Raw genomic sequence first — 25,404 nt, 5'->3', positions numbered from 1 at the left:
CCTCAAATGACATGACCCGCCCTTACCCGCACTGGATCGTCGCCCCGACCATTCCCGCGCGTTTTGTGCGCGAGATGCTGGAGCAACTGCGTCTCGACGCCGACGCACGCGCCGCGCTGCTCGAGCGTTGCGACTTGCCCAGGGAAGCCCTGCGCGACGGCTATCGCGTGGCGCCGCTCAACTACCGCGCCTTGAGTCGCCTGGCCGTGGGCGTCGGCGCCGATGAAGCCTTGGGGTTCTTCGCCCGCACCGTGCCGCCGGGTAGCTTCGAGCAATTGCTGCGGCTGCTGGTGCACCTGCCGACCCTGGCCGATGCCTTCGAAGAGGCCGCGCGCTTCTACAAGCTGTTCGACGATTCGCCGCCCTGGCGCCTGGAAAAGCACGCCAGGATTGCCCGCCTGGTGCTGACGCCGCGCCCCGGGGCGCAAACCGACTCGGTGCTCTGGCCGCATATGCTGCTGTTGGCGCTCTGGCACACCGGCAGCTGGCTCACCGGCGAAACCCTGCCGCTGCGGCGGATCGTCCTGCCCGGGCACCTCGGCGCCTTCACCGCGCAAACGCGCTTTCTGTTCGGCCGCCAACCGGCTTTCGCCACGCAGACATGGCTGGAGCTGCCGGCGGTAAACCTGCAGGCGCCGCTGATGCGCCGGCCGTCGGAAGCGGCGCGCTTCGCCCGCAACCTGTTGCCGGCGGTGATCGCCCCCGGCCCGCTGGCCAGCTTCGAAGCCCACCTGCGCGCCTTACTGTGCGCCGCCGAGCCCTTTGCCGGACTGTCGGAACTCGAGGCGGCCAGGGCCCTGGGCATTTCGCGGCAGACCCTGGCCCGCCGCCTGGCGGCGCTCGGCGTGACCTTCCTTGGGGTGCGCGATGAATTGCGCCGGGACCTGGCCTGCACCCTGCTCACCCGCGGCTCAGTGAGCGTCGCCAAATTGGCCGAACGCCTGGGCTACTCGGAACCCAGCGCCTTCCAGCGCGCCTTCAAACAGTGGACCGGGCTGCCACCGGGGGCCTATCGCGGCGGCCGGCGCGGGTGATGCAGGAAAAAGGGGTTTCCACGACTCAAGTTCAGGCGGTGATGGGGCACACTGCGAGGACGATTACTGTTGACATCTACGGCGCTGGAGTGCCCGTTGAAACCGTGGCGAAGGTTCTTGAAGGGCTCTTCAAACCCTAGAGATTCGAGTGGGAGATTGTGTAGGCACACCATTTCGTCGCGCGTTGCCTGCTACTGCTCCGTCATTAGACGATTGAATCAATATCAAGCGTATGTGGCGCGCCAATGGTGTGTCCGTAGATTGAAGCCAACAGACCATCATCAGCGCTTGCAGTAGGGGCCATGGCCAGTTGTTCGGCGACTCTGTTTTCCGGGTGAGCATTCCAGCGCGGCAGGCTCTCGGTCAGCAGGTCAGGCTGTGTTGAAACCGAACCATAAACAAACTTCTGGTCAATCGTCACTCGGCGCAGGGTCTCCAAACGTTCGAGGGTCATTTGCACTTTATCGACCTCGCGATTGAGCGCCTCGATGACTAGTTCATGGGCTCGGGCATAGGGACCGGGGTTAGCGTTGAGTATGCGGCGCCTGAGGCGCAGTTGGTCAGTGATTTTTGTCAGGTCGCCCTTGACCCGTTCGACCTCTCCATCGGTCACTCGCGAACGCTTGAGCTCCAGGGCCTCCTGCCAGCGTCGCAATGTCGCCCAGCAACCAGGGATATAGCCACCGACCATTGAATGATTACCCGCGTCAAGGATCTGCGAAATCAATCCCGGTCTTTCAGGCAATCCCTTGTTCTGTTGAATGGCCAGGGTGCAGGCCGCATGCTGGGTAATGGTGTCGCAACCTGGCTCCCAAAGGATGGCGGATTTCTCCTGGCCACCCAGGTCTACTGGAAAGAAGTGGTACAACGTCCCGTGATGCTCATAGGGTTCTCCGCTCAGGTTGGTAATACCTGCTACGAACACCGAGAGGCCCAAGGGGACGTTGACGAAGGTCAAGGCTGCCCCTGTGCCATAGACAGATGCCTTGGTGTTCATCCAGGTCCCCGGCACGCTGGGCACTGGGTCGTTATGGTTGACCATGCGGTAATGCACTAAATCGGCAGCACCTTTTACGAAGGTCGCGTCAGCAGCCCTTGGGGAGCCGTAGGTGTAGAGCACGATGTCTACTTCATATTCTTTCTGGCGGCGCAGCATTTCAGAGAGCAGCAAGGTAATTGCCCCTCCCAGGCTATGGCCGCAAATGATCAGTTTCTGTCCGGTGTAGAACCTTTCAAGATACTTGAGCGTGAGGCTATAGACCTTCAGTGCGGCCTCATAGAATCCTCGGTGCACCTTGCCCACACCTTGTGTAAATGGAACCTGAAACGCATCAGCATCGCGGAGCCCATCCGCGAACTTCTCATTGGTGCCGCGTACTGCAATCAGGACCAACTCATCGTTATGCGTGATAAACGCTTGGGTGTCGGTGTTATCAATTTGGTTACGATCATCAAGAAAATGAATTTTGGCTGGATGTTCTTGTTCTTCTTCTAAATCCGGGCTATTCGATGGATAAAGGTCAGGGTCAAACGGCACGATTTCCAGGCGCTTGGAGTACGGCACGTCTTCATACAGCGGGTAGTACGCCTTGGCTTGCCCAGGGTCCACCTTCCAGATTTCATCGAACTTGGCCAGGGCGTCGCCAAACCAGTTACCCATACTGGGTTTCTGTAGGAAACCTACAGTCTTCTTCGTGATCGGTGCCTTATCCGGTTCCTGGCCAAACGGGTTGTAGCTCAAGGTGGCCATGATGGCGAGTTGATACAGATTCAGCGCACAGAACTGCGAATCGGTGGAGAGCATCGGGCGCAAGGCCCGTAAAGGGCGAACTTCCAGTACGTTGTGCTTGTTGGGCAGCAGACAGACACCACGCTCGCCATGTTCCCGCATCAGCTTGGCCCATCCCGGACGGAGTGGGTAGTGACAATCGACCTCAGGTGGTAAGTGCGCAACATGTTGGACGAAATGACGAACTTCGACTTGGCAAAAGAAATCCGCACAGGCTTGCGCCGGGTTGCTTTGGGTCCGTGAGCCGTCTTTATGAAAGTAACGAGTTTGCTCGGCGCGAACTTGAAGCTCAGTTATTGGAAGTGGGTAATGTGGTCTTTGCATACGGCGTACATAGGTTAGTTCCTGTCCTTGATATTGCTCTTCGATGATTAACGCTATTGGGCCAGCAAAATGATTGTCTACTTTGCCTTTGCCCGTGCCATCGAGCTTTCCGGCGTATGTGTAGCCTTCCGTGTCGATGACTTTATAGGACAGTCCTGCGTATGGCGCACCCTCGCCGAACTCATCCACTAACTGAAAGCTGGTCCACTTACCTTGAACAGGGCAGGTAAACATACGGTTATTTAGCGGATGCTTCAGTTCTTCATCCAAAGTAGTCATTAAGTGATTTCCTTATTCTGTGCAGCCAGGGTAAATAGTACAAGTACGGCCATCCGGCATTTTGAAAGTGCTGAAGTCTTTATAGTTGCCGAAGCAATATGCGTCTTGATCTTCAAGGCCTTTGCCCAGACAGCGTTTCCAGCCATTAGGCACCTTGACCCAGGTATCACCCCACCCCGGTCTTTCCTCATCAGCCAGTTTGATATTCAGTTTTACGGTTTTACCCGGTAGTTGATCCAAGGTGTAAGCCCCAACGGGACGCCCTTTCGTCACCACTCCCTGAGCATCAACTTTCTTGCAGTCGAGGAGTTTTCTTATGTATCGCTTAGGACCAACTGTACGGAACATCCATTGGCATTGACCATTTATGGTGCTTTCTCCAGCAGTATCAAAAAATCTTTTTTGGTGTTCTTCAAGCTGCTCACGAACAACAATTACTGCCGTATCGCTGCTGAAGTCTCCATAGTCTTCTCCATAAGCAGCGTAAATATCTAATTCGACACGATAGATGGCCAGTCGACAACCTTCGACAGTGCGATATATGGGAATTTCAGAGTCGGGCTTGTATCTTTCATTGTAATCCAAATGCCATCTTTGGTTGTAGCCAACATCCGTTTTTTTAACCGTGCAGGTTTCTCCCTTGATGGGGGTATATTGAGCCAGTGCTTCGTAAGTAAAGTTAGAAGGCATATCGGTGGTAAAGGTAAAGCTTTCCGATTTACCAATAGCGCACCCTGCTACTAGGGCCATACAGGAACCCCAAAACAGGCTTTTAAATATTCGTGTCATTACGAGGCGTCTCCTTGCCAGAATTGTGCTGTCTGATAAACCCGCTGGAAATGAGCTGTCGGAGTTTCCTCAGGGTGCGCCTGCCAGCGCGCGGCAAGTGTACCGTCTGTTTCCTTTAAGCTCTGGACCAACAAGAACTCCAGTTGCTCCGGTGATTGCCAACCCCAGGCGTCAGCCAAGGCCAACTGAGCGCTGAGCCATAGGCCGGGATCTTGTTGCTCGGCCATTTGGGCGTAGGCCTCCATATGCTCTGCCAATAGATAGCGGCGGGCATTGACCTCGCGTAGATGGGCCGATTGGTCGCCCTCGGTGGGCACGTTCCACCATGCAGGGTTCTTGGGGACTGGATGGTTGCCTGGGGCTGGGTTGCTATGGATTTGCCAGTGTTCTCCCTGCCAGTAGCAGACGCTGATTATGGGCCCGAGGTATTCAGGAAGGACCTCGACGGTCAAGTGCCCCAGTGCGCGGCTCAGCACACGGTTGTCGTGAAAGCGGTAGAGAGCCTGATGGGGGCGTATCCCGACAATCAGCCGTTCGCACCAATGTCTGACCAGCTCGTTTAGTCCTGCTTCTGGCGCCACACTGGCCAACCAACCCCAGTTCCTTTCAGGCGCCTTGAGCAACTCGTTCAAGCGTCCATCTTCAGGGTTGTCGATGAGGAATATAAAAGGCCCTGCATCCGCCAGAGCGGAGACGGGCGTCTCGCTGTACACGCTGCAATACTGGCCAGCATCCTGACTGCCTGATAGAAGCCGGCGAGTGTTGAGTTCTCCCTCAGAGTCCAGAATCAGGCATAGCGAATACCCAAGACGGTGTTGTTCGATCATCCATTGCTGAGGCGCCGTTCTGGTCATGCCGTGGCTCCTTCAGTCAGGCAAAGACCATTTTTGCAGGCCTCGCAGATCGGACAGAAGTCAGGGCTTTTCACCTTGGAGATGGCCATCAGGGCATTCTGGGAGGGGGCAATCATCGGCGCGAGTGCTGGAGGGGTCATCAGGGCTGTCAGTGCCCCAGGCAATATGGGGTTGGCCGCAGTGCCTCCTACCGGGGCGCCACCGAGTTGAATATCGGAACTGCTGAGGATCCCACCAGGGCCAATCACAATGTGTTGACCACCGGCCTTCAAGGTAATGCTGGCGCCTGCGTCCAGAATCAGGTTGGCTCCGGCTTTAAGGTGGACTTCCTGCCCCGCTTCGGCGACCAGCGTTTGGCCTACGCGGGTATGGCTGCTGTTACCTACCAACAAGTAGTCGTTGGCCTTGAGTTGGACTTTGCGGTCAGCGGTGACGGTGCGCTGGTCCTCGGCTTCCAGCACGACGATGCTGTTGCCCTTGATGGTTTCCTTACGTTCGTTGCCGACTTCCAAGCGGCTATCGTTTTCGACTTTCTGTTCCATGTCACGTTGGGCGCGCAGGTAGATCAGCTCTTGGCCGCTACGGTCTTCCAGATGCAATTCGTTGAAACCGGTGCTGTCGGGCGAGCTGCGACTGCGGAAAACGCTGCGAGTCTTGTGGGCGGGCAGCTCGTAAGGGACAGGGTTAGCGCTGTTGCTGAGACATCCACTGATCAAGGGGGAATCCGGGTTGCCCTCCAGGAATGAAACCAGTACCTCCATGCCAACCCGAGGGATGGTCACCGCGCCGTGGCTGGTTCCTGCCCAACTGGAAGCGACCCGCAACCAGCAACTGCTTTTGTCATCGATCAGGCCTGCGCGGTCCCAATGGAACTGGACCTTGACCCGCCCATACTGGTCACAATGGATTTCCTCGCCTTGGGGGCCGGTGACCACAGCGGTCTGACTGCCGAATATCCGGGGTTTCTCGTAGGCCTGTTGCGGGCGGTAGAACACGTCCCACGGAGTGGCCGTGAAAGTGTTGCGATAGCCCTGATGGAAGCCGTCCTTGCGCTCGCGGGTATCACTGAGAAGGCTCTCTTCCAGCACCTGGGGTTGCAAGCCTTCGTGGCGAATTGAAGTGAGCAGCCAGAGGTCATTCCACTCTTGGCGTGGATGCTCGCAAAGCTCCAGAAAGTGGCCGCTGACCAGCGAGGGTTGATCGCTTTTACCTTCGGCCTGACGGTAGTCGGCACGATGTCCTTCCAGGGTCCGTTGGCTCAGCAGCTTGCCCCGTTCGCGCTGAAGGAAACCACCAGGGTAGCGGTAATCTTCCAGATCAGGCTGCCCCTCCCGAGGTGCTGGGCAGTAGTCAGCCTCCAGCGTCATGCGGGCTTTCTCGAAGTCGTAATCACGTTGCGAGGTTCGACTGGTGCGGGTCGCAAGGCGCAGGCTAAAGCCTTTGATCACGGGGTCATCGGCAACCAGACCACTGTCCTGCACATAGGCTGTCGGTCTGCTCAGCCTGGGGAATATCGTCTGGTCGTCACCCAATACCAGTACGTGGCCCTGTTGCGAATGTTGAAAGTGGTAATGGATGCCTTCTTCCCAGCACAGGCGCTGAATGAAGTAGAGGTCAGATTCGTTGTACTGGACGCAATAGTCACGGGCTGGGTAGATCGACCCCAACTGAAACTGGTAGGCATTGCTTTGGATACCGTGCTCTTCAAGAACCTGCGCGATGATGTGCGGGACGGTTTGCTGCTGGAATATTCGTTGGTTGGTCCGGTGCGCCAGATAGGTTAACTGCGGGACCAGGGTCAGGCTGTAACGGGTCAGACGCTTACCGGAGTCGCCTTGCGCGATGCGATAAACCTGTCCATGAATACCGGCGCCACTGTTGTTGAAGGCCAGAAAGGCCTGCTTGTGCAATAGACTTTCAATGTCCAGGTCGGGCCGTTCGCTGACCAACTCCAGATCAAATGAATAGGGCGCGCTGATGGATTCTTGGCCAGTGAAGGAAAGGACCTGAAGGTCGTGCTTGAAGTCGTTGAGGGTCAGGCTGAACTGCATCTGTGGACTTGCATTGAACATCCAATGCTCCTTTTCCAATCATGTTGCGTGGCCCCATAGAGGGCAAAGGCTTCTGTGGGTAAGCAGGAAGCAAAACGCCTTCACGCTAACAAGCGAGGAAAAGAAAATATTTGGGAGCTTTCCCAAAATACCGGTTGAATTGTCGGTATTCAGGCTGCACCGGCCCGATCCGCCACGTCCAGGCGCCTCTGGGTGGATTTTTTTCACCGTCACCCCGTTCTCGAACGCCGCGTAAACCGGCATGCTGCGCCACCCTGATCGCCAGGGCAGCGGGCCACCCACCGGGGAATTTATCCCGGGATAGCGCGGTCTATGCTCGTCAGGGCCGGTGAACAGCAAAAGAGGACATGAAAGATGCGGCGAGCCAGACAGAACCGCTGGGGGATGGGGCTGTTGGCCCTGTTGTTGTGTATCGCCTTACCGGCCTTCGCCGGGCCCCAGGCGCCGGGGCCGCAGACCGTCGCCCGCGGTCCGTTGCCGCAGCTGGACGAGGGCGCCGATCTCGAACAGCTCAACGATCGACTTGAGTTTATCCGCCAGAGCGTGTCAGCCAGCGGCAACGATGACTTGCTCTCGGACTTGCGCCAGGCCGCGCTGCAAGTGCAGAAGCAGGCCGACAGCCTGGTCGCCCTGCGCGCCACCGATATCGAGCGCCTGGACGACCAACTCAAGGTCCTGGGCCCGCCGTTGCCCGACGAAGCGCCCAGCCTGACCAGCCAGCGCCAGGTGCTGAGCGCGCAGAAGGACAACCTGCTCGACGAAGAGCGCCAGGCCACTCTGCTCAGCCAGTCCGGCCGCGACCTCGCGGCGCAGATCATCAACCTGCGGCGCAGCCTGTTCAATTCGCAGATCAGCACCCGCTCGGCGAGCCCCCTCAGCCCGGCCTTCTGGTCCACGCTGATCCGCCCGACCGAGGACGACCTCAGGCGCCTGAACCGCCTCTCCGATGAGGTCTGGACCGCGTTCGAGACGGCGCTGGCCCCCGGCAATCGCGGGCTGTTCATTACCACGCTGGTCATCGCGGCGCTGATCTGGGTGGTCGGCCGGCGCCTGCTGGAACGCCTGGCGATCTGGTCGATGATCCGCTGGCTGCCCGAAGGCCGCCTGCGCCGCAGCGCCCTGGCGCTGACCGTGGGGCTGGCGACCATCGTCACCATCAATGCCGCCGCCTCGCTGCTGCGCTGGGGGCTGGTCAACAGCGCGACCCTGAGCGCCGATGTGCTCAACCTGATCGGCCAATGGCTGACCCTGCTGATTTTCTGCTCCTTCATCGTCGGCCTCGGCCGCGCCATGTTGATGTTGTCGCGGCCGTCCTGGCGCCTGCCGCCGATTCCCGATCAGATCGCCACGGCCCTGGGGCCGTTCCCGCTGATCCTCGCGCTGGCGCTGCTGCTCACCGCCGGCGAGGAACGGATCAACAGCGTGATCGCCAGCAGCCTGGCCCTGACCGTGGCGGTCAACGGCCTGACGGCGCTGGTCACCGCGCTGATCTTTTTCTTCGCCCTGCTGCGTCATCGCCGTACCCGCCGGCGCTTCGAGCTGGAGCGCCCCACCGGCATCGCCGGGCTGCTGCCCTTTATCGTGGCGGTCTGGGTGGCGGTGATCCTGCTGTCGTTGCTCAGCGGCTACCTGAGCCTGGCGTACTTCCTCACCGTCAAGCTGCTGTGGATCAGCGTGGTGACCACCAGCGCCTACCTGCTGATCGCCTGCTTCGGCGACCTCTGCGAAACCCTGCTGTCGCCCAAGCAGCCCGGCGGCCTGGCGCTGGCGGCGGCCCTGGGCCTGTCGCCGCGCCACCAGGCCCAGGCCACCACCGTGCTGGCGGGCATCGGCCGGACCCTGCTGCTGTTCACCGCGGCGCTGCTGGCCTTCATGCCGTCCGGGTCGAGCCCGGGGGAACTGCTGGAAGGCTTTACCCAGCTGGATGTCAGCGGCCGGTCCCTGGGCAACCTCAACATCGTGCCCCAGGACCTGCTGCTGGCGGCGGCATTCCTGGTCGGCGGCATGTTCGCCGTGCGTGTGCTCAAGCGCTGGCTGAGCGAGCGGCTGCTGCCGGAAACCAACATGGACGCCGGCATGCGCGCCTCGCTGGTGACCCTGGTCGGCTATATCGGCTTTGTCCTGCTGGCGATCGTGGTGATGTCGACCCTGCGGATCAACCTGACCAACCTGACCTGGGTGGTCAGCGCCCTGTCGGTGGGTATCGGCTTCGGCCTGCAGGCCATCGTGCAGAACTTCATTTCCGGGTTGATCCTGCTCACCGAGCGGCCGGTGAAGGTCGGCGACTGGGTCAGCCTGGCCGGGGTCGAGGGCGATATCCGGCGGATCAACGTGCGCGCCACGGAAATCCAGATGTCCGACCGCTCCACGGTGATCGTGCCGAACTCGCAGTTCATCTCGCAGAACGTGCGCAACGTGACCATGGACAACGCCCTGGGCGTGGTCGGCATCACCCTGACCCTGCCCCTGGAAACCGATGTGCTGCAGGTGCGCGAGCTGTTGCTGCAGGCCTATGCCGAGCACGAGGCGATTCTCAAGGCGCCGGCGACCTCGGTGTCGTTCAAGGACCTGACCAGCAATGGCCTGATCATCAGCGTCAGCGGCTATGTCGGCAGCCCGCGCTCGGTGTCCGGCGCCCGCAGCGACCTGCTGTTCACCATCCTTGGGCGCCTGCGCGAAGTGGGCATCGCCCTGTCGTCGCCGCAGAACCTGATGTTGATCAGCGACAGCCAGGACAAGGCGGCCGAGCCTTCCACCGCAACCTCTTGAGGACAGCGCCGGCGCGAGCGAAACCGGGCCCGCTGGTTTCGCTCGCGGCCTTTGGAACAGGCCGAGGTCGGTTCTTTATCGAGGGTTTTCAGGGCTTCCTGAACCTGTAGAACAGGTTCGGTTCACTGACGACATAGAGGTCGCCATCGTTGTCCATGGTCAAGCCTTCGGCCCCGTAGGTGCTTTTCTTCAGGTCGCTGAAACGCCCGAGCAGGCTACGGAAGCTGACCATCTCGCCGGTGTCGCTCAGTTCGATCAGCAGCGCCGATTCCTGGCTAAGGATCACCAGGTGCCCGGTGTTGGGGTCGTAATAGACATCCGAGATGTCCTTGGCGAAGACACTGCGGTCGACCCACGAGGTGAGATCGAGAATCCTGATCTGCAACTTGCCCTCGAGGCTTTTTTTCACCCCCGATATTTCGTACAGCTGACGCGGGTCCCGCTCCTTGGTGACGAACAGCCGATCGTTGACGGCATCGTAGGTCACGCCCTCGAACCCCTTGTTGTGCTTGCTCAGGTTGATGCCCAGGGCCAGGAACTGGGTGTCCTTGGCATCGATGATGTCGCCCGGGTGTTCGGGCATCCTGAAGAAAGCCAGCTGCTGGAGGTTCTCGTCGGCGATGGCCATCAGCCCATCGCCCATGTAAGTCAGGCCCTCGGGGTCGTCGAAGCCGTGCAGGGGGTAGCGCTCAATGATGTCGCCGTTTTTGCTCAGCACCACGATCATGTAGGGCGCCGCATTGGTCATGGCCAGCAGTCGGTCCTGGTCGTAATCGTAGGTAATGGCCGATAGATCATCATCGATGCCCACCACCGGCTTGGCTTCGATCACCACCTTGTAGTCCGGGAGCCAGATGCTTTTGTCGACCCATTGGGCGGCGTTGAGTTTGCTCACGACATAGAAGTAGAGCCGGTCATGCCAGTGGAACCTGACCACGGCAACGCTCGCGAGCGCCGTGATTATCAATACCACCGACCACAGGGCGCCAATGCGCAACCAACGGCGGGACCGGCGTTTTACCTTGGGCAGCTCGACAGCTGTATTCATCGTACGTTCCTTGTTGGCGGACGGGGCCTATCCTTGCCCCGGTTTCCGGATGAGATAACGGCATCGCTACAGGTTTCAAAGATGGGGCAGTTGCCAGGCGAAACGGAACGGCGCCGACCCGGAGCGCTCATGGCATTGGCCGTTGTCGGCGTCGGCCTGCACCAGGAACCACTCCCCGGCCGAGTCGTCCTCGACTTTTCGCGCCTTGTCGGGTTTGAAGCATTGCGCCAGTTCATCGGCCTGGATCAGCGCGAAGGCACTCGGGTTGCTCCTGAGCCAGTCGGCGGCCTTCTGGGTCTGGTGCACCGCATCCATGCCGAAATGCACGATGGGTTGGCGGGCGAACAGCCATTGGCCCTCACGCCAATGGGTCAGCATCAGTTCGGCGCCCTGGGTCATGCCGGCCACTTCGGCCATGAGCGCCTGGCGCACGTTGAGGTGTTCCTTGATCGGCTCGATGAAGCCCCGGGCGAACCAGGCGGCGAACCAGAAGAGCGCCAGGCCGATGAAGACCTTCCGCGCTCGTGGGCGCTGGCCGAACCAGCGGCGCAACAACCAGGGCCCCAGCGGCGCCATCACCAGCACCAGGCCAGGCAAGGCGGGAAAGATGTAGAGCTTGCGTTTGCCGCTGCTCAGGGTGAAGAACAGCAGCACCAGCACGACCCAGCCCAGCAGCACCAGGACCCGGCCATCGCGCTTGCTCAATTGACGCCGCCAGGCAGGCACCAGCCAGGGCAAGGCCAGCACCAGGGGCAGCCAGTACTTGGGAATGACCTTGAGGAAGAAGTACCAGAACGGTTCCTGGTGGTGCCAGGCATTGGCGTAGCGTTGCGCGGTCTGGCGCAGCAGGATCTCACTCACGTAGGCGCGACTGGCCTCGTCACCGTAAAGGCTCACATACAGCACCAGCGGTAGCAGCCACACCGCGATGGCCGCCAGGGCCACCCCCAGGCCCAGCCACCAGGCACGCCCCTGCCCCGGCATCCGCACCACGCCCGGCCAGCCCTTGCGCACGGCATAAGCGTAAGGGATCAACATCAGCGCCGGCAGGAAGCCCACCCCCTTGCTGATGATGCCGAAGCCCATCGCAGCGCAGGCGACATAGAACCAGCCCCATGCCGGCCCCAGCAGCAGGTGGCGGACCAGGCCGTACAGGCCGAGCATGATCCACAGGCACAGAAAACCGTCGATCTGCCCCGCCCGCAGTACGCTGTAGGTCTGGTAGGTGGCCAGGAACAGCAGCGCGGCAATCACCCCGATGCGCCGGTTCCACAGGCGCTTGCCGAGATCGTAGAGGCAGGCCGTGGTGACCACCCCGGCGATCAGCGCGGGCAGGAACAGGGCCAGGCTCGGCGCGCCGGTGAGGCGAGTGAACAGGGCAATCGTCCACATGAACAGCGGTGGCTTGTCGGGGTAGATCTCGGCCGCGCGGTGCGGGATCAACCAGTTGCCGTTCTGCAGCATTTCCAGGGCGACGCCGAGAAACCTTTCCTCGTCGACGTTACTCGGCTGGCGCAGGCCGATCCCGGCGCCAACCATGAGCGCCGCCAGTAACAGCAGCAACAGCAGCTCGATGCGGGGGGAATGGGTCAGTCGCACGTTTCAGCCCTTCTGGTCCTTGAGTGTGTGTTCTTCTGCTCTTGTTTCTTTACTGCGGGCGATCAGTTGCAGGTTGCGCAGGTACACGATGAAGCCGAAGGACTGGCCGATGATGAAGACCGGGTCCTGGCGGTAGATCGCGTACGCCAGCAGCAAGGCGCTACCCACCAGGCTCAGGTACCAGAAGCCGACGGGTATCAGGCTGCGTTTCTTGTATTCGCTGTACAGCCATTGCAGGGCGAAGCGGCCGGTGAACACCAGTTGCCCGGTGAAACCGACCACCAGCCATAAGGTTTCCTTGCCCATTTCAGTTCCCCAGTTCGCTAGGCGCGGTATCGAAGCGTGTGCGCCGGATCAGCCACCAGACGCCGATGAGATCGAGGATGCCGACCAGCGCGCGATCCAGGTTTCCGTACTTGGAGACCCCCGCGCCCCGTGGACGATGGTTGACCGGGTGCACCAGCATGCGGCCCCGGTGGCGCTGGATCAGCGCCGGAATGAAACGGTGCATGTGATCGAAATAGGGCAAGCGCAGAAAAGCCTCGCGCTCGATCAGCTTCAGGCCGCAGCCGGTATCCGGGGTCTGGTCCTTGAGCAGGTGACCACGCAGTTTATTGGCGAAACGCGAGGCCCAGCGCTTGCTGGCGGTATCGCGCCGGTTCACCCGGTGCCCGGCGATCAACTTGAGGTCGCCGGGGCATTGGCTCCCACGGACGATCGCGAGCATGCCGGGAATGTCCGCCGGGTCGTTCTGCCCGTCGCCATCCAGGGTCGCCAACCACCTGCCCTGTGCGGCCTGGGCGGCGTGGTAGATCGAAGTGCTCTGGCCCAGGGAACGGTCATGGCTGAGGATGCGTAACTGCCAATAACCGGAGTTCTTCAGCGCCAGCAAGATCGCCGCACTGTTATCGGTACTGCCGTCATCGACGACTATCACTTCGAAGGACTCGCCTTGGAGTGCCTGGCGAACCTCCTGCAGCAGGTCGGGGAGGTTCTCTGCTTCGTTCTTGGCCGGAATCAGCACTGAGACGTAGGGTGTATTCGACATGATGGATTCACTGACAGATTGATCTTCTGGTTATGCGGCAATGCGCTGGCGCCTTGCCATGTTCAGGTGCGACAGCACGGGTCATACCCGGTAATAGTCCCGGTACCAATCGACGAAATGCCTGGCACCCACGCTCAGGGGCGTACTGGGCTGGAAGTTCACCCGCCTGGCAAAGTCATCGACGTCCGCCCAGGTCTGCAGCACATCGCCGGGCTGCAAGGGCATGTAGTGCTTGACCGCTTCGACACCGGTCGCCGCCTCGATGCAGCCGACGAAGTCCAGCAGCCGCACCGGCGAGCCCAAACCGATGTTGTAGAGCCTGGAGGGGGCCGCGGGGGCGCCCTGCCCGCTCGCCTGGCGATCGTCGGGGATGGGCAGGCAGTCCTGGATGCGCACGATCCCTTCCACCACATCATCGATATAGGTGAAGTCCCGCGACATATCGCCGTTGTTGTAGATGTCGATCGGCTGGCCGTCGAGGATCGCCTTGGTGAACTTGAACGGCGCCATGTCCGGCCGTCCCCAGGGGCCGTACACGGTGAAGAAGCGCAGCCCGGTGCTCGGCAGCCGGTAAAGGTGGGCGTAGGTGTGGGCCATGAGCTCATTGGCCCGCTTGGTCGCGGCATAGAGCGAGATGGGGTGATCGATGGCATCCGCGGTGGAAAACGGCAGCTTGCTGTTCATGCCGTACACCGAACTGCTGGAGGCATAGACCAGATGGCCCACGGCGCTGTGCCGACAGCCTTCGAGCAGGTTCACAAAGCCTGTCAGGTTGGAGTCCGCGTAGACGTCGGGGCACTCCAGCGAATAGCGGACCCCGGCCTGCGCGGCCAGGTGGATCACCCGCTCGAAGCGCTGCCCCCGGAACAGCGTCCGCATGCCCTGCCGGTCCGCTATATCGAGTTTTTCGAAGGCGAAGTTGGTGTGTTGTTGCAACTGCGCAAGGCGCGCCAGCTTGAGGTCGACACTGTAGTAATCGTTCAGGTTGTCGACCCCGACCACCTCATGCCCGGCCTGACAGAGCCGGGTCGCCGTATGGAAGCCAATGAAACCTGCCGCGCCGGTGATCAGGATCTTCATGCCACTGCCGCCCCCATGACAGGAGGAACAATGGCTGCGCGATTATGCGGAACCTGAGGCTCGAGGCCAGTTCCCAAAAGAGTGAGCATCACAATTCGTTCCTTGAATAGTTTGCGCGTTGTTCTATGTCGCTCTTGCCCAGGTGCGCTTCACTCCTTGCGAAGCGGTACATGGCTGTACCAGTGATCAACGGTAGCAGGTCATGGCGAATCGTCATGTTTTACCTGGAAAATTTTATGAATCCGGGTGCGGGGCCGGTGCGATTGCGCTTGGCGGGAAGCGATGAGATTCAGCTACCGGCGTATTCCCAGTATTAGCCGCTAGAATCATGAAACATTCATGACGGCCCCCTCACCAATGCTTCGGAAGATGCCAACGACCTGCTGGCCTTCCTGGCGGTCCCCAGGCCAGGGGTTTCCCAATCGACGTCGAACCTATCATCAAGGGCCATGACGACAGCCCTGTTTCACTCCAGGCAAGACAAGGAACACCATGGACGGAAAACCCGACATCAGCCTCGAAGACATTGCCCTGGAGTCGAAACGACTTCCCGCACTGGCGGTCACCATCGCCTTCCTGATGGTGGTCGCGGTGTCGATTCTCAGCATCTATGGCATCCAGGTCATCAACAGCAAGGCCCATGAACTGGCGCAAGCCCGGCTGATCTCCGGCAACCTGGCCCTGTCCATCGCGCAACAGGCGACCGACACCTTCGACGAAGCCAACCTGATCCTGGAAGAGCTGATCGAGCGCCTCGACGACCTGTCGCCCCAGGCCCTGGAAAAAACCCAGAAGCTGCTGAAAAAGCGTGTGTTCACCACCGAACAGTTGCACGGCCTGTTCTTCTATGACCGGGAAGGCAACTGGGTGCTCACCTCGTTCGACTACAAGCCGCCAAAGGCGAACAACTCGGACCGCGACTACTTCAAGTTCCACCGCGAGAATGTAACCCTGTCCCCCAGGGTCGGCGCGGCCCTGCGCAGCAAGACCACGGGCGACTGGGTGATCCCGTTCTCGCGTCGGGTCAACGACGCCCAGGGCAACTTCAAGGGCGTGGTGCTGGCGACCATCAAGATGGAGTACTTCGACAAGTTCTTCGATCGTTTCAGCATCGACGACAAGGGCGCGATCTTTCTCGCCCTGCCCCAGGGCACGATCATCGCCAGGCGGCCGTTCGACGAGAAGCTCATCGGTGCGTCCCTGGCCCGGGGCGAAATCTTCTCCGTGCATATACCCCGTGCCCCGGCCGACACGGTCATGGTCAAGTCGATCATCGACGGCGTCGACCGCCTGTTCGGCTATCGGGTGCTGTCCAAGTACCCGCTGGTGGTGGCGGCGGCCAATTCCCGGGAGTCCATTCTCAGCGGCTGGCGCGCCGATACCTACCAACTGACCGCGATGATCGCCGTGGTGCTGCTGATCAACCTGCTGGTCGGCATCCTGCTGTTCAAACAGGTGCGCAAGGGCCTGCGGGTGGAAAGCCATTTGAAGAAAGCCCGCTCGGTGCTGGAGACCCTGGTGTTGCAGGACGGCCTGACGGGCCTGGCCAACCGCCGGCACCTGGAGCGTAACCTGGAACTGGAGTGGCGGCGGGCGGCCCGGCAACGCTCGTCGATCAGCCTGATCATGCTCGATATCGACCACTTCAAGAGCTTCAACGACCGCTATGGCCATGTGGCGGGCGACCATTGCATCTGCGCCGTCAGCCGGGCCATCAGCCAGTGCGTGCGACGCCCCTCGGACCTGGCGGTGCGCTACGGCGGCGAAGAGTTCGCGGTGCTGCTGCCGGACACCGAGCCTGGCGGTGCCTACGTGCTGGCCGAGAGCATCCGCCTGGCGGTACAGGAACTGGCGATCGAGCATGTCGACAACCCCGGCGGCGTCGTGACCATCAGCCTCGGCGTCTACAGCTGCGTGCCCGCCACGCCCGAGTTCAAGACCCTCTTGATGCAGGCCGACTCGGCGCTGTACATGGCCAAGCGCGCGGGGCGCAACCAGACCGTGCCGACCTCCTAGGCGCTGGCCGATACCGCCCCGCGCTCCTCCAGCAAGCGCACGAAGTGGGTCAGGCTGCGCGATACCGTGCCGCGGCGCCAGATCAGCCAGGTCTGCAGGAAACGGAACGGCTGCGCCAGCTGCCAGATGCTCACCGTGCCGCAGCCCGGCATGCTTTCCAGCATGCTGCGCGGCATCAGCGCCAGGCCGGCGCCGGCACTGACGCAGGCCAGCATGCCGTGGTAGGACTCCAGTTCATGGATCTTGCCCGGCACCGCGCCATCCTCGCTGAACCAGCGTTCGAAGTGATGGCGGTAGGAGCAGTTGGCGCGAAAGGCGTAGATGCTCTCGCCGTTGACGTCGCGCCCGCGGGTGATGGGCGCATGCCCCAGCGGCGCGATGATGAGCATTTCCTCGTCGAACACCGGCACGCCTTCCAGGCTCGGGTGCAACACCGGGCCGTCGACGAAGGCCGCGGTCAGGCGCCCGGACAGCACGCCATCGATCATGGTCCCGGAGGGTCCGGTGGACAGGTCCAGCTCGACCTTGACGTGCTTCTGGTTGTAGGCCGCCAGCAAGGCCGGAATCCGCACCGCCGCCGTGCTCTCCAGGGAACCGAGGGAGAACGGGCCCTGGGGTTCTTCGCCGGCGACCGTCAGCCGCGCTTCCTGCACCAGGTCGAGAATCCGCCGGGCGTAGTCGAGGAAACTCCAGCCGGCCGGCGACAGGCGCAGGCGGCTTTTCTCGCGGATAAACAGCTCCACCCCCAAATCCTGCTCCAGCTGCTTGATCCGCGTGGTCAGGTTGGAGGGCACCCGGTGGATGAGTTGCGCCGCGGCGCTGATGCTGCCCTGCTCGGCCACCGCCTTGAAGATTTCCAGCTGCACCAGGTCCATCTCATTCTCCAAACGTGAAAGATATGCTCTTTATTATTCAGTTTTCATAAGCCCTGTACCAGCCTAACCTGCGGCCATTCCCCAGCCCACAGGACGCTGCCATGACCCCGGTTTCCAGCCAGACCCACGCCCTTTCGATCAACCCCGCCACCGGCGAGCAGATCGCTCATTACCGCTATGAATCCGCCGAATCGCTGGACGCTGCCCTCGCCCGCGCCGCCGCGGCCGCCGCCCAGTGGCGGCGCAGCAGCCTGGAGCAGCGCTCGGCCCTGCTGCTGGCCCTGGCCAAGGCCCTGCGCGACAACGGCGACACCCTGGCCCGCAGCATCACCCTGGAAATGGGCAAGCCAATCGCCCAGGCCCGCGGCGAGATCGAGAAGTGCGCCCAGCTCTGCGAGTGGTACGCCGCCGAAGGCCCGGCGATGCTCGCCCCCGAGCCGGCCGCGGTGCCGAGCGGCAAGGCGCGCATCGAGTACCGGCCGCTGGGCCCGATCCTTGCGGTGATGCCGTGGAACTTCCCGATCTGGCAGGTGCTGCGCGGTGCGGTGCCGGCGCTGATTGCCGGCAATACCTACGTGCTCAAGCATGCGCCGAACGTCATGGGCAGCGCCTACCTGCTGCTGGAAGCCTTCCAGCGCGCCGGTTTCCCGCAGGGCGTGTTCGAGGTGATCAACGTCACCGCGGACGGCGTCTCCCGGGCCATCGCCGACCCGCGGATCGCCGCCGTGACCTTGACCGGCAGCGTACGCGCCGGCATCGCCATCGGCGCCCAGGCCGGCGCGGCCCTGAAGAAATGCGTGCTGGAACTCGGCGGTTCCGACCCCTTTATCGTGCTCAACGACGCCGACCTGGACGCCGCCGTGCAGGCCGCGGTCATTGGCCGCTACCAGAACACCGGGCAAGTCTGCGCCGCCGCCAAGCGCCTGATCGTCGAGCAAGGGGTGGTCGAGGCCTTCACCGAGAAGTTCGTCGCCGCCACTCGCCAGCTGGTAGTCGGCGATCCGCTGGCCGACGCCACCTACATCGGCCCCATGGCGCGCTTCGACCTGCGCGACGAACTGGACGCACAAGTGCAGGCCACCTTGAGCGAAGGCGCGACCCTGCTGCTGGGCGGCGCCAAGGCCGAGGGCCCGGGCAACTTCTACCAACCCACGGTGTTGGCTGGCGTCACCGACCGGATGACCTCGTTCAAGCAGGAACTGTTCGGCCCGGTGGCCTCGATCATCAGCGCCCGGGATGCGCGACACGCCCTGGAACTGGCCAACGACAGCGAATTCGGCCTGGCCTCGACTATTTACACCCGGGATGTCGCCCTGGCCGAACGCCTGACCGCCGAGCTGGAAACCGGCGGCGTGTTCATCAACGGCTATTGCGCCAGCGATCCGCGGGTGACCTTCGGCGGCGTGAAGAAAAGCGGCTTCGGCCGTGAGCTGTCGCACTTCGGCGTCCGCGAGTTCTGCAACGCACAGACGGTATGGCTGGACCGCAACTGATCCCCACCCCCGCCCCTGCAGGAGCGAGCGTGCTCGCTCTTGCAGAAGGGTTATCCGGCGCCGAGGCCCTGGTTCAACCGCCTGTCGCGCTGCGGGCCACTGCGTTTCAACTTTCAGCGCCGGCTGTTCTCCCAATAGATGTCCGGCCCGGTGAAACCCGGGCGTGTCCTCACCGACATCGACAGGAGACACACCGATGAAAACCTATCCCCAACCACCCTTCCCGCCCCAGGCCCAGCCAGTCCCTGGCAGCCAGTGGCAAATGCAGCCTTACCCGGACTGCGGCGAACAGAGTTATGTCGGCTCGGGCCGGCTGGCGAACAAGGTCGCGCTGATTACCGGTGCCGACAGCGGTATCGGCCGCGCGGTGGCCATCGCCTTTGCCCGCGAGGGCGCGGATGTGGCCATCGCCTACCTCGACGAACACGAGGATGCCCGCGAGACCGCGCGCTGGGTCGAGCAGGCCGGCCGCCAGTGCCTGCTGCTGCCCGGCGACCTGGCGCAGAAGTCGGTGTGCGACAGCGTGGTCGAGCGCACGGCGGCGCAATTCGGGCGTATCGATGTGCTGGTGAACAACGCGGCCTACCAGATGACCCACGACGAAATCGAAGACATTTCCGACAGCGAATGGTGCAAGACCTTCGATATCAACATCACCGCCATCTTCCGCATCTGCAAGGCGGCCCTGGCGCACATGGGCCAAGGCAGCTCGATCATCAATACCAGCTCGATCAACTCCGACATGCCCAGGCCCACCCTGCTGGCCTACGCCACCACCAAGGGCGCGATCGCCAACTTCAGCGCCGGCCTGGCGCAACTGCTGGGCAAGCGCGGCATCCGGGTCAACAGCGTGGCGCCGGGGCCGATCTGGACCCCGCTGATCGTCTCGACCATGCCCGAGGACCACGTCAGCCACTTCGGCGAACAGACGCCCCTGGGGCGCCCGGGGCAACCGGTGGAAGTGGCGCCGATCTATGTGCTGCTGGCTTCGGATGAGGCCAGCTATCTATCGGGTTGCCGTTATGGGGTGACCGGCGGCAAGCCGATCTTGTAAGCCGCAGCGGCGCTGGCGCGCGCCTCGGGCAAGCCTCGAGGCGTGCCAGCCCGTCTCGAGGGGCCGGGCCCCTCAGTCATAGGCAATGATCGATATTTTCCCGTTGCGCTCGATCACCGCGAACTTGATCTGTTCCAGGCTGGTGAGGCCCTGGCTGGCGCGGGCCGCTTCAAGTATGTCCGCCTCCACCAGCCGGGCATGGCGCATCCGCCCGCGCAGGAGCCGGCCATGTTCGACGATCACGGTCGGCCCGCCGTCGACCAGCCGCGAGAAACCGGCGGAGTGCAGCTTGAGCAGCGACAGGCCGACGTCGATGACGATCAGCGTGACAATTACCAGCAGCGCATTGGTCAGGGAAAAATCCTCGCCGAGCAGGGCCTGCTGGGTCGCCTCGCCGATCACCATCAGCAGCACCAGGTCGAAGGTGGTCAGCTCGGCCAGGGAACGCCGCCCGGCGATCTTGAACAGCACCAGCAGCACCAGATAGATAAACGCCGCGCGCAGGACCGAATCCATGGCATCACCTAGGGATAAATGAACTGGGAAATGGACAATGGCAGGTGGTCGGCCAGGCGGATCCGGCTGTCATAGAACCCCACCCCGGTACCGAGCAGCGTCAGGTACAGACGGGCCTGGCCATCGGCGTCGGCGCGCAGCCACAGGCGGATGCCAGCGCCGGCGGAACTGGCCTTGAGCGGCTCGGGTTGCAGCGCCTGCACGCTGAAGCCCTGCAACAGCTCGCCGGCGATTTCCACCTCGAGCAATTGCCGCGCGCCGCCGCGCAGGTGCAGGGTCAGCGAATCCGTCGCGCCGTTGCGCAGAAAGCGCTGGTACTCCACGCGCAGGCTCCCGTCCGCGCTGCTGATGTCCCGGGTGCTCAGCGGGCCCCTGGAAAACAGACCGGCCAGGGTCAGCAGGACGATCACCACCAGGGCATACCAACCCACTCGCTCGAAACGCCAGACCTTGCGCTGCAGGGCCATGTCCTCCTGGATCGGCTGGCTGCGCGGCAGCAGGTCGTCTTCGGCGGAATCGTCCATGGTCGCCCCTAGCCACGTTCGCCGTTGAGCGCGGCCTGGTGAAAGTGCGGCAGTTGCAGCAGGCCGTGCAGCGACGCCAGTTCCTGGACCTTCTCGCGGGAGCCGAAAAACCGTTCCTTGCGGGTGAACAGGGCCAATTGCCCGGCAATCGCGAAGGCCCAGGCGAAACACACCGTGCCCGCCGGGATGCCGTCGACATCGTCCGGCCCCAGCAGCCCGGTGGTGGCCACCGCCACCGTGGCCGGGCTGTCGCGCAAGGCGCCCAGGGCCATTTCCCCGGCGACTTCGCAGCTGGTGAGGTTGAAGGTCTCGATGGTCTGGCGGCTGACATTCAGCAGGCGCTGCTTGGCCTCGGACGAATACACCACGTAGCCGCTTTCGATCAGCTCGCCGCTGCCCGGCACCTGGGCCAGCAAGGTCACCATGGCGCCAGCGGTGCAGGACTCGGCGGTGGTCAACCGCAGGTGCTGCTGGCGCAGGTACTCGACAATCTGTTCCACGCCGCTCATGTCGATAGGTCCGTGTGGGGTTGTTCTGGGTTGACCGCTGGCGTTCGCCCACGTTCTATCGAGGTGCGCGGTCAATGAAAAGGAGCTGCCCGCGGCACGCGGCCGCCCAGACAGAAACAAGCCCGCCACACCGGCGGGCTTGTTTGCGGGACGCGTCAGCGTCGGTCATCGGAGAGTGGCGTCGGCTCGTCTGGGGCCGGCAGGTCGGGGTCCATCGGCCGCTCCCTATCATCGTCCTGAGGCTTGTTGCGTTCGGCATCGCCGTTGACGTTGGGGTCGGTCACCGGGTCGTTCCGACGGGCCGGTTGCAGAGGGTCGGGTTCGGGAGTGCGGGGCTCGCTGGGGTCATGCATCGACGGGTTCATGGTGCACCTCACGGCAGGCCCGGGGAATCCGGGTCTTATCGGGTTAGGCACTGGGCCGGGCCACGGGGTGCGAGGCAATGGATGAGTGGTCGGCCAGGCTGTCTGGCCCTGGTCACCGATTGAAAAACATGATTTTTCGCTGCGCGGAACCGCGGGCGATCCAACAGTTTTTCCGCTGCTTGTTTTTGCAGTCCCGCCGCCGGTGGCCGGGTCGAATGCTTACCGATACACGACCAGCGCATTGGCGCACGCCCGGGTTCGGGTCCGTCGCCGGACACCCTGCTGAGCGGCGCCCGATTGCACAGAATAAGGAGAATGTCATGAACAGCCCCCACCAGCGTTTCCAGATCCGTGCTTGCCGCAAGTTCGCCCTGGAGCAGAACCAGCGACTGTTCAACCAGGCCCGGGCCCTGAATGCCCAGGCTTATGAACTGCTGGAGAATGGGCGCCTGGATATCGACACGTTCGAGCAGTACCGCCGCCTGCGCAACAAGGCCGAAGCCAAGCAGCGCGAAGCGATCGAACACCTGCGCCTGGTGAACCAGGAGTTCGCCGAACTGGAAAGCCGGCCCAAATCCACGCCCGACAGCGACCCGGCCATCCTGCAGCACACCGGGCGCTGAGCCGTTGCCGCGTTGACAGCCGCCGGTTCGGGCGCCGCGCGCCTCCGCCCGTCGCTCGCCACGGGTCGCGAAGAAACCTTCGCCGCCGCCCGGGCTCAATCGTAGAGCCTGGGCACACGATGTGCCCCACACCGGGAGGCCGTCCGATGACCGAGCACATCGTGCATTTTCACTGCCAGATCGACCAGGGCACCACCGAACGCTTTCGCGACAGTTGCCTGGAAGCCATCGAACAAGGCGCCACCTCGCTGCTGCTGAATCTTTCCACCACCGGCGGCAGCACCAACTTCGGTTTCACCCTCTACACCTTTCTCAAATCCCTGCCGGTGCCGCTGTGCGCGATCAACGCGGGCAACATCGAGTCGATGGGCATCATCATGTTTCTCGCCGCCAACCGACGCATCACCACGCCGCATTCGCGCTTTCTGATCCACCCGATGAACTGGTACTTCAGCCAGAGTTCGGTGGATCACCAGCGCCTGCGCGAATACCTCTCCAGCCTGGACAACGACCTGGCGCGCTACGTGAAAATCTACGAGCTGGAAACCGCCGACGCGGCGACCCAGCTGGACATCTTCAAATGCCTGTCGGCCGAGGAAAAGGTCATCGCCGCCCATGAGTCGCTGGCCTACGGCATCGCCCACGAGGTGCGCCAGGTGGTCTTCGCCGACGACGTCAGGCACTGGAAAGTCTCGGGCGGCTGACCCAGTTGCCCCGGGCGACCAGGCGGCCCCATCGCTGCGCGAGCCACGGTCTCAACCGGACTTTTCGTTGTCCTGTTCCGGGGTTTCGTTGCCAGGTTCCGTGGCGCCCGGTTCGGGCTCGGGGCGATTGGCCGGGCCCTTGGCGGGCTTTTTCTCATCCGCGGCCGCGGCCCGCCCGGGGTAGCCAGGCAACCCGTGGGCGTCCTGCGGTTCCAACGGTTCGGGGGCGCGCGTGCGATCGTTCTGCGGATCGTTGCGCGGATCAACGGGCTGGCGAGTCATAAGCACCTCCGTATCGGTCCGGGCGGCATTGCCTGTTCTTGTTCGATGCCGACCCGCGCCCCGGGTGCGAAGCACTGGACGAATGGCCATGGCGCCTGCCGTACGGCTTCGCGGTGGAACGTCCGGGCCTGGCGGGCGTCTTCAGCTTGAGGGCCCGCTGTTTCGAGCTGGCGAGTGTTGCTGCCTTGTACGTCCGCGCTCATGAGGATCTGTCCATGCCTGTCGTTCCCAGCCCGTTCATGATCGCCGCCGCGCTGGCCGGGCCCGCCAACGCTCAAAGCAGCCTCGCGGCGCGCGACCCGAGGCCGGCATGACCTTCATTGCCTGGGTCGCGGTCCTGGGCGCGGTGCTGCTGATCCTCGCGCTGACCTCCTCCTACCTGCGCTGGATGCCCGTGACCACCTCGGTGGTCTGCCTGGCGCTGGGGATCGCCATCGGCCCCGCCGGCCTGGGCCTGCTGCAACTGGATATCCACCAGGCCTCGGGCTGGATGGAACACCTGACCGAAGTGGCGGTGCTGTTCTCGCTGTTCGTCAGCGGCCTCAAGCTCAGGTTGCCGCTCAACAGCCGCAGCTGGCGCATCGCCTTCGGCCTGGCCGGGCCAGTGATGCTGCTGTCGATCGCCGGGGTCGGCCTGCTGCTGCACTACGCCTTGCACATGCCCTGGGGACCGGCGCTGCTGATCGGCGCGATCCTCGCCCCGACCGACCCGGTGCTGGCGACCCTGGTCCAGGTCAGCGACGCCCAGGACTACGACCGTGTGCGCTTCGGCCTGTCCGGCGAGGCCGGGCTGAACGACGGCGTGGCGTTTCCCTTCGTGATCCTCGGCCTGCTGCTGACCCGCCAGGGCGACGACCCCGGCGCCTGGCTCGGCGACTGGGTTTTGTTCAGCCTGCTCTGGGCAGTGCCCGCGGGGCTGCTCAGCGGCTACTGGATGGGCCGCGGCCTCGGCCACCTGACCCTGCACCTGCGCATCAAGCACGCCGACAGCACGGTCTCGCCGAACGACTACCTGACCTTCGCCCTGATCGCCCTGGCCTACGTGGTGGCGGAACTGATCCACGGCTACGGCTTTCTCGCGGTGTTCGCCGCCGCCCTGGGGTTGCGCCAGGCCGAGGTGCATTCCAGCGACCATGCCCGGGCGCCGGCCGAACACCTGGTGCAACCGGTGGTCGGCCACCAGCATGTCGATCCGGCGCAGGCGGTGCATGGCGACGTCGAGGCCCTGGGCGAAAGCCAGGTCGCGGCGGGCATCATGCTCGGCGACATGCTGGCCTTCGGCGGCCTGGTGGAACGAGCCATGGAAGTGTTCCTGGTGACCCTGCTCGGCGTGGTGCTGGTCGCCCATTGGGAGTGGCATGCGCTGACCGTCGGCGCCCTGCTGTTCCTGCTGATCCGCCCGCTCAGCGTCTTGCTGATCCCCTGGGGCCGCCTGCTCGACGGCCGCCAGCGCCTGCTGCTCGGCTGGTTCGGCATCCGCGGCATCGGTAGCCTCTATTACCTGTTCTATGCCCTCAACCATGACCTTGACCCGGCGCTGGCCGACGCCAGCGCCAACCTCACCCTGTCGGTGGTGGCCTTGAGCATCCTGGCCCACGGCCTGAGCACCCAACCGATGCTCGCCCGCTACGAGAGCAACAAGAAACGCCAACGCCATCCCGACCGACCACCGGGATAAGCCAGCAGAATGCAGGGCGCCAAGGGCCTGCGCCATGCAGCTTGCACGAAGGGGTTGTCGCGACGCTGGGCACAAGCCAT

23 protein-coding genes are annotated in these 25,404 nt (G+C 62.8%); 8 read left to right on the top strand and 15 right to left on the bottom strand.

From position 1 onward, the window contains the following. The first annotated feature begins 11 nt into the window (after positions 1-11). Complete coding sequence (locus CRO75_RS14380) at positions 12-1,034, top strand: AraC family transcriptional regulator (protein ID WP_097136174.1); 1,023 nt, start codon at positions 12-14, stop codon at positions 1,032-1,034. A 205-nt stretch (positions 1,035-1,239) separates the two neighbouring features. On the opposite strand, the gene CRO75_RS14375 is transcribed toward CRO75_RS14380, so the two are convergent. Genes CRO75_RS14375 through CRO75_RS14360 form a run of 4 tightly spaced genes read right to left on the bottom strand, consistent with a single transcriptional unit; the run spans position 1,240 to position 7,141 of the window. Further along, positions 1,240-3,426 carry a lipase family protein gene (locus CRO75_RS14375; protein ID WP_097136169.1) on the bottom strand — a complete coding sequence of 729 codons (2,187 nt, stop codon included), beginning with the start codon at positions 3,424-3,426 and terminating at the stop codon, positions 1,240-1,242. A gap of 12 nt (positions 3,427-3,438) precedes the next feature. Then, positions 3,439-4,215: a hypothetical protein gene (locus CRO75_RS14370; RefSeq protein ID WP_097136166.1), complete on the bottom strand. Its 777-nt coding sequence runs from the start codon at positions 4,213-4,215 to the stop codon at positions 3,439-3,441. Continuing rightward, positions 4,215-5,069 carry a DUF4123 domain-containing protein gene (locus tag CRO75_RS14365; RefSeq protein ID WP_097136163.1) on the bottom strand — a complete coding sequence of 285 codons (855 nt, stop codon included), beginning with the start codon at positions 5,067-5,069 and terminating at the stop codon, positions 4,215-4,217. Before CRO75_RS14365 ends, CRO75_RS14370 begins: the two co-directional genes overlap by 1 nt. Then, on the bottom strand, positions 5,066-7,141 hold the full coding sequence (locus CRO75_RS14360; protein ID WP_097136161.1) for a type VI secretion system tip protein VgrG: 2,076 nt from the start codon (positions 7,139-7,141) through the stop codon (positions 5,066-5,068). Before CRO75_RS14360 ends, CRO75_RS14365 begins: the two co-directional genes overlap by 4 nt. A gap of 354 nt (positions 7,142-7,495) precedes the next feature. Between CRO75_RS14360 and CRO75_RS14355 the strand changes: the two genes are divergently transcribed. Next, entirely contained in the window at positions 7,496-9,910 is a 2,415-nt protein-coding gene (locus CRO75_RS14355; protein ID WP_097136159.1) for a DUF3772 domain-containing protein, read from the top strand. A gap of 88 nt (positions 9,911-9,998) precedes the next feature. Here CRO75_RS14355 and CRO75_RS14350 read toward each other — a convergent pair whose 3' ends face one another. The 5 genes from CRO75_RS14350 to CRO75_RS14330 form a co-directional block, all read right to left on the bottom strand. After that, positions 9,999-10,958 carry an SdiA-regulated domain-containing protein gene (locus CRO75_RS14350; RefSeq protein WP_097136158.1) on the bottom strand — a complete coding sequence of 320 codons (960 nt, stop codon included), beginning with the start codon at positions 10,956-10,958 and terminating at the stop codon, positions 9,999-10,001. Positions 10,959-11,033: 75 nt separating this feature from the next. Continuing rightward, positions 11,034-12,497 (bottom strand): glycosyltransferase family 39 protein, encoded by a 1,464-nt coding sequence (locus CRO75_RS14345; RefSeq protein ID WP_097136393.1) that lies wholly within the window; start codon positions 12,495-12,497, stop codon positions 11,034-11,036. A gap of 63 nt (positions 12,498-12,560) precedes the next feature. After that, positions 12,561-12,863, bottom strand: coding sequence for a lipid-A-disaccharide synthase N-terminal domain-containing protein (locus tag CRO75_RS14340; protein ID WP_097136156.1), 303 nt, complete (start codon positions 12,861-12,863; stop codon positions 12,561-12,563). Position 12,864: 1 nt separating this feature from the next. After that, positions 12,865-13,605 (bottom strand): glycosyltransferase family 2 protein, encoded by a 741-nt coding sequence (locus CRO75_RS14335; protein ID WP_097136154.1) that lies wholly within the window; start codon positions 13,603-13,605, stop codon positions 12,865-12,867. A gap of 81 nt (positions 13,606-13,686) precedes the next feature. Then, positions 13,687-14,685 (bottom strand): NAD-dependent epimerase, encoded by a 999-nt coding sequence (locus CRO75_RS14330; protein ID WP_097136152.1) that lies wholly within the window; start codon positions 14,683-14,685, stop codon positions 13,687-13,689. Between the two features lie 492 nt (positions 14,686-15,177). Here CRO75_RS14330 and CRO75_RS14325 point away from each other — a divergent pair, with 492 nt between their 5' ends. Then, positions 15,178-16,701, top strand: a complete 1,524-nt coding sequence (locus CRO75_RS14325) for a sensor domain-containing diguanylate cyclase (protein WP_097136150.1) — start codon at positions 15,178-15,180, stop codon at positions 16,699-16,701. On the opposite strand, the gene CRO75_RS14320 is transcribed toward CRO75_RS14325, so the two are convergent. Beyond that, positions 16,698-17,576, bottom strand: a complete 879-nt coding sequence (locus CRO75_RS14320) for a LysR family transcriptional regulator (RefSeq protein ID WP_009043954.1) — start codon at positions 17,574-17,576, stop codon at positions 16,698-16,700. The genes CRO75_RS14325 and CRO75_RS14320 overlap by 4 nt on opposite strands. Positions 17,577-17,677: 101 nt before the next feature. Between CRO75_RS14320 and CRO75_RS14315 the strand changes: the two genes are divergently transcribed. After that, a complete protein-coding gene (locus CRO75_RS14315; RefSeq protein WP_097136148.1) occupies positions 17,678-19,069 on the top strand; it encodes an aldehyde dehydrogenase family protein in 1,392 nt (463 codons plus the stop codon). 196 nt (positions 19,070-19,265) lie between these two features. Further along, positions 19,266-20,123 (top strand): SDR family oxidoreductase, encoded by an 858-nt coding sequence (locus CRO75_RS14310; protein WP_097136146.1) that lies wholly within the window; start codon positions 19,266-19,268, stop codon positions 20,121-20,123. Between the two features lie 72 nt (positions 20,124-20,195). On the opposite strand, the gene CRO75_RS14305 is transcribed toward CRO75_RS14310, so the two are convergent. The 4 genes from CRO75_RS14305 to CRO75_RS14290 all read right to left on the bottom strand — a co-directional run bounded on the left by CRO75_RS14305 (position 20,196) and on the right by CRO75_RS14290 (position 22,037). Beyond that, entirely contained in the window at positions 20,196-20,639 is a 444-nt protein-coding gene (locus CRO75_RS14305; RefSeq protein ID WP_097136144.1) for a YetF domain-containing protein, read from the bottom strand. Between the two features lie 8 nt (positions 20,640-20,647). Further along, on the bottom strand, positions 20,648-21,163 hold the full coding sequence (locus CRO75_RS14300; protein ID WP_097136142.1) for a hypothetical protein: 516 nt from the start codon (positions 21,161-21,163) through the stop codon (positions 20,648-20,650). 8 nt (positions 21,164-21,171) lie between these two features. Beyond that, positions 21,172-21,672, bottom strand: coding sequence for a CinA family protein (locus CRO75_RS14295; protein ID WP_092419739.1), 501 nt, complete (start codon positions 21,670-21,672; stop codon positions 21,172-21,174). 155 nt (positions 21,673-21,827) lie between these two features. Then, positions 21,828-22,037: a hypothetical protein gene (locus CRO75_RS14290; RefSeq protein WP_097136140.1), complete on the bottom strand. Its 210-nt coding sequence runs from the start codon at positions 22,035-22,037 to the stop codon at positions 21,828-21,830. A 320-nt stretch (positions 22,038-22,357) separates the two neighbouring features. On the opposite strand from CRO75_RS14290, the gene CRO75_RS14285 reads away from it, so the two are divergent. Together CRO75_RS14285 and CRO75_RS14280 are read left to right on the top strand one after the other, a co-directional pair. Next, positions 22,358-22,660: a hypothetical protein gene (locus CRO75_RS14285; RefSeq protein WP_097136138.1), complete on the top strand. Its 303-nt coding sequence runs from the start codon at positions 22,358-22,360 to the stop codon at positions 22,658-22,660. A 146-nt stretch (positions 22,661-22,806) separates the two neighbouring features. Then, positions 22,807-23,364, top strand: coding sequence for an ATP-dependent Clp protease proteolytic subunit (locus CRO75_RS14280; protein ID WP_085530812.1), 558 nt, complete (start codon positions 22,807-22,809; stop codon positions 23,362-23,364). A 51-nt stretch (positions 23,365-23,415) separates the two neighbouring features. On the opposite strand, the gene CRO75_RS14275 is transcribed toward CRO75_RS14280, so the two are convergent. Then, positions 23,416-23,646, bottom strand: coding sequence for a hypothetical protein (locus CRO75_RS14275; RefSeq protein ID WP_009043963.1), 231 nt, complete (start codon positions 23,644-23,646; stop codon positions 23,416-23,418). Between the two features lie 310 nt (positions 23,647-23,956). Between CRO75_RS14275 and CRO75_RS14265 the strand changes: the two genes are divergently transcribed. Next, the gene (locus tag CRO75_RS14265) at positions 23,957-25,324 is read left to right on the top strand and encodes a sodium:proton antiporter (protein WP_097136135.1); all 1,368 of its coding nucleotides are present in this window, start codon (positions 23,957-23,959) and stop codon (positions 25,322-25,324) included. Positions 25,325-25,404: the final 80 nt, after the last annotated feature.

It is taken from the genome of Pseudomonas sp. LAMO17WK12:I10 (assembly GCF_900215185.1).
GTDB lineage: Bacteria > Pseudomonadota > Gammaproteobacteria > Pseudomonadales > Pseudomonadaceae > Aquipseudomonas > Aquipseudomonas chlororaphis.
Note: the sequence above shows the minus strand (reverse complement) of the source record. Positions and strands in the feature narration are given on the sequence as shown.

Bases quoted from the DNA above. Each gene is read 5' to 3' on its own strand.
- CRO75_RS14380 (WP_097136174.1), top strand. From the start codon at position 12: ATGACCCGCCCTTACCCGCACTGGATCGTCGCCCCGACCATTCCCGCG.
- CRO75_RS14375 (WP_097136169.1), bottom strand. From the start codon at position 3,426: ATGACTACTTTGGATGAAGAACTGAAGCATCCGCTAAATAACCGTATG.
- CRO75_RS14370 (WP_097136166.1), bottom strand. From the start codon at position 4,215: ATGACACGAATATTTAAAAGCCTGTTTTGGGGTTCCTGTATGGCCCTA.
- CRO75_RS14365 (WP_097136163.1), bottom strand. From the start codon at position 5,069: ATGACCAGAACGGCGCCTCAGCAATGGATGATCGAACAACACCGTCTT.
- CRO75_RS14360 (WP_097136161.1), bottom strand. From the start codon at position 7,141: ATGTTCAATGCAAGTCCACAGATGCAGTTCAGCCTGACCCTCAACGAC.
- CRO75_RS14355 (WP_097136159.1), top strand. From the start codon at position 7,496: ATGCGGCGAGCCAGACAGAACCGCTGGGGGATGGGGCTGTTGGCCCTG.
- CRO75_RS14350 (WP_097136158.1), bottom strand. From the start codon at position 10,958: ATGAATACAGCTGTCGAGCTGCCCAAGGTAAAACGCCGGTCCCGCCGT.
- CRO75_RS14345 (WP_097136393.1), bottom strand. From the start codon at position 12,497: ATGGTTGGCGCCGGGATCGGCCTGCGCCAGCCGAGTAACGTCGACGAG.
- CRO75_RS14340 (WP_097136156.1), bottom strand. From the start codon at position 12,863: ATGGGCAAGGAAACCTTATGGCTGGTGGTCGGTTTCACCGGGCAACTG.
- CRO75_RS14335 (WP_097136154.1), bottom strand. From the start codon at position 13,605: ATGTCGAATACACCCTACGTCTCAGTGCTGATTCCGGCCAAGAACGAA.
- CRO75_RS14330 (WP_097136152.1), bottom strand. From the start codon at position 14,685: ATGAAGATCCTGATCACCGGCGCGGCAGGTTTCATTGGCTTCCATACG.
- CRO75_RS14325 (WP_097136150.1), top strand. From the start codon at position 15,178: ATGGACGGAAAACCCGACATCAGCCTCGAAGACATTGCCCTGGAGTCG.
- CRO75_RS14320 (WP_009043954.1), bottom strand. From the start codon at position 17,576: ATGGACCTGGTGCAGCTGGAAATCTTCAAGGCGGTGGCCGAGCAGGGC.
- CRO75_RS14315 (WP_097136148.1), top strand. From the start codon at position 17,678: ATGACCCCGGTTTCCAGCCAGACCCACGCCCTTTCGATCAACCCCGCC.
- CRO75_RS14310 (WP_097136146.1), top strand. From the start codon at position 19,266: ATGAAAACCTATCCCCAACCACCCTTCCCGCCCCAGGCCCAGCCAGTC.
- CRO75_RS14305 (WP_097136144.1), bottom strand. From the start codon at position 20,639: ATGGATTCGGTCCTGCGCGCGGCGTTTATCTATCTGGTGCTGCTGGTG.
- CRO75_RS14300 (WP_097136142.1), bottom strand. From the start codon at position 21,163: ATGGACGATTCCGCCGAAGACGACCTGCTGCCGCGCAGCCAGCCGATC.
- CRO75_RS14295 (WP_092419739.1), bottom strand. From the start codon at position 21,672: ATGAGCGGCGTGGAACAGATTGTCGAGTACCTGCGCCAGCAGCACCTG.
- CRO75_RS14290 (WP_097136140.1), bottom strand. From the start codon at position 22,037: ATGAACCCGTCGATGCATGACCCCAGCGAGCCCCGCACTCCCGAACCC.
- CRO75_RS14285 (WP_097136138.1), top strand. From the start codon at position 22,358: ATGAACAGCCCCCACCAGCGTTTCCAGATCCGTGCTTGCCGCAAGTTC.
- CRO75_RS14280 (WP_085530812.1), top strand. From the start codon at position 22,807: ATGACCGAGCACATCGTGCATTTTCACTGCCAGATCGACCAGGGCACC.
- CRO75_RS14275 (WP_009043963.1), bottom strand. From the start codon at position 23,646: ATGACTCGCCAGCCCGTTGATCCGCGCAACGATCCGCAGAACGATCGC.
- CRO75_RS14265 (WP_097136135.1), top strand. From the start codon at position 23,957: ATGACCTTCATTGCCTGGGTCGCGGTCCTGGGCGCGGTGCTGCTGATC.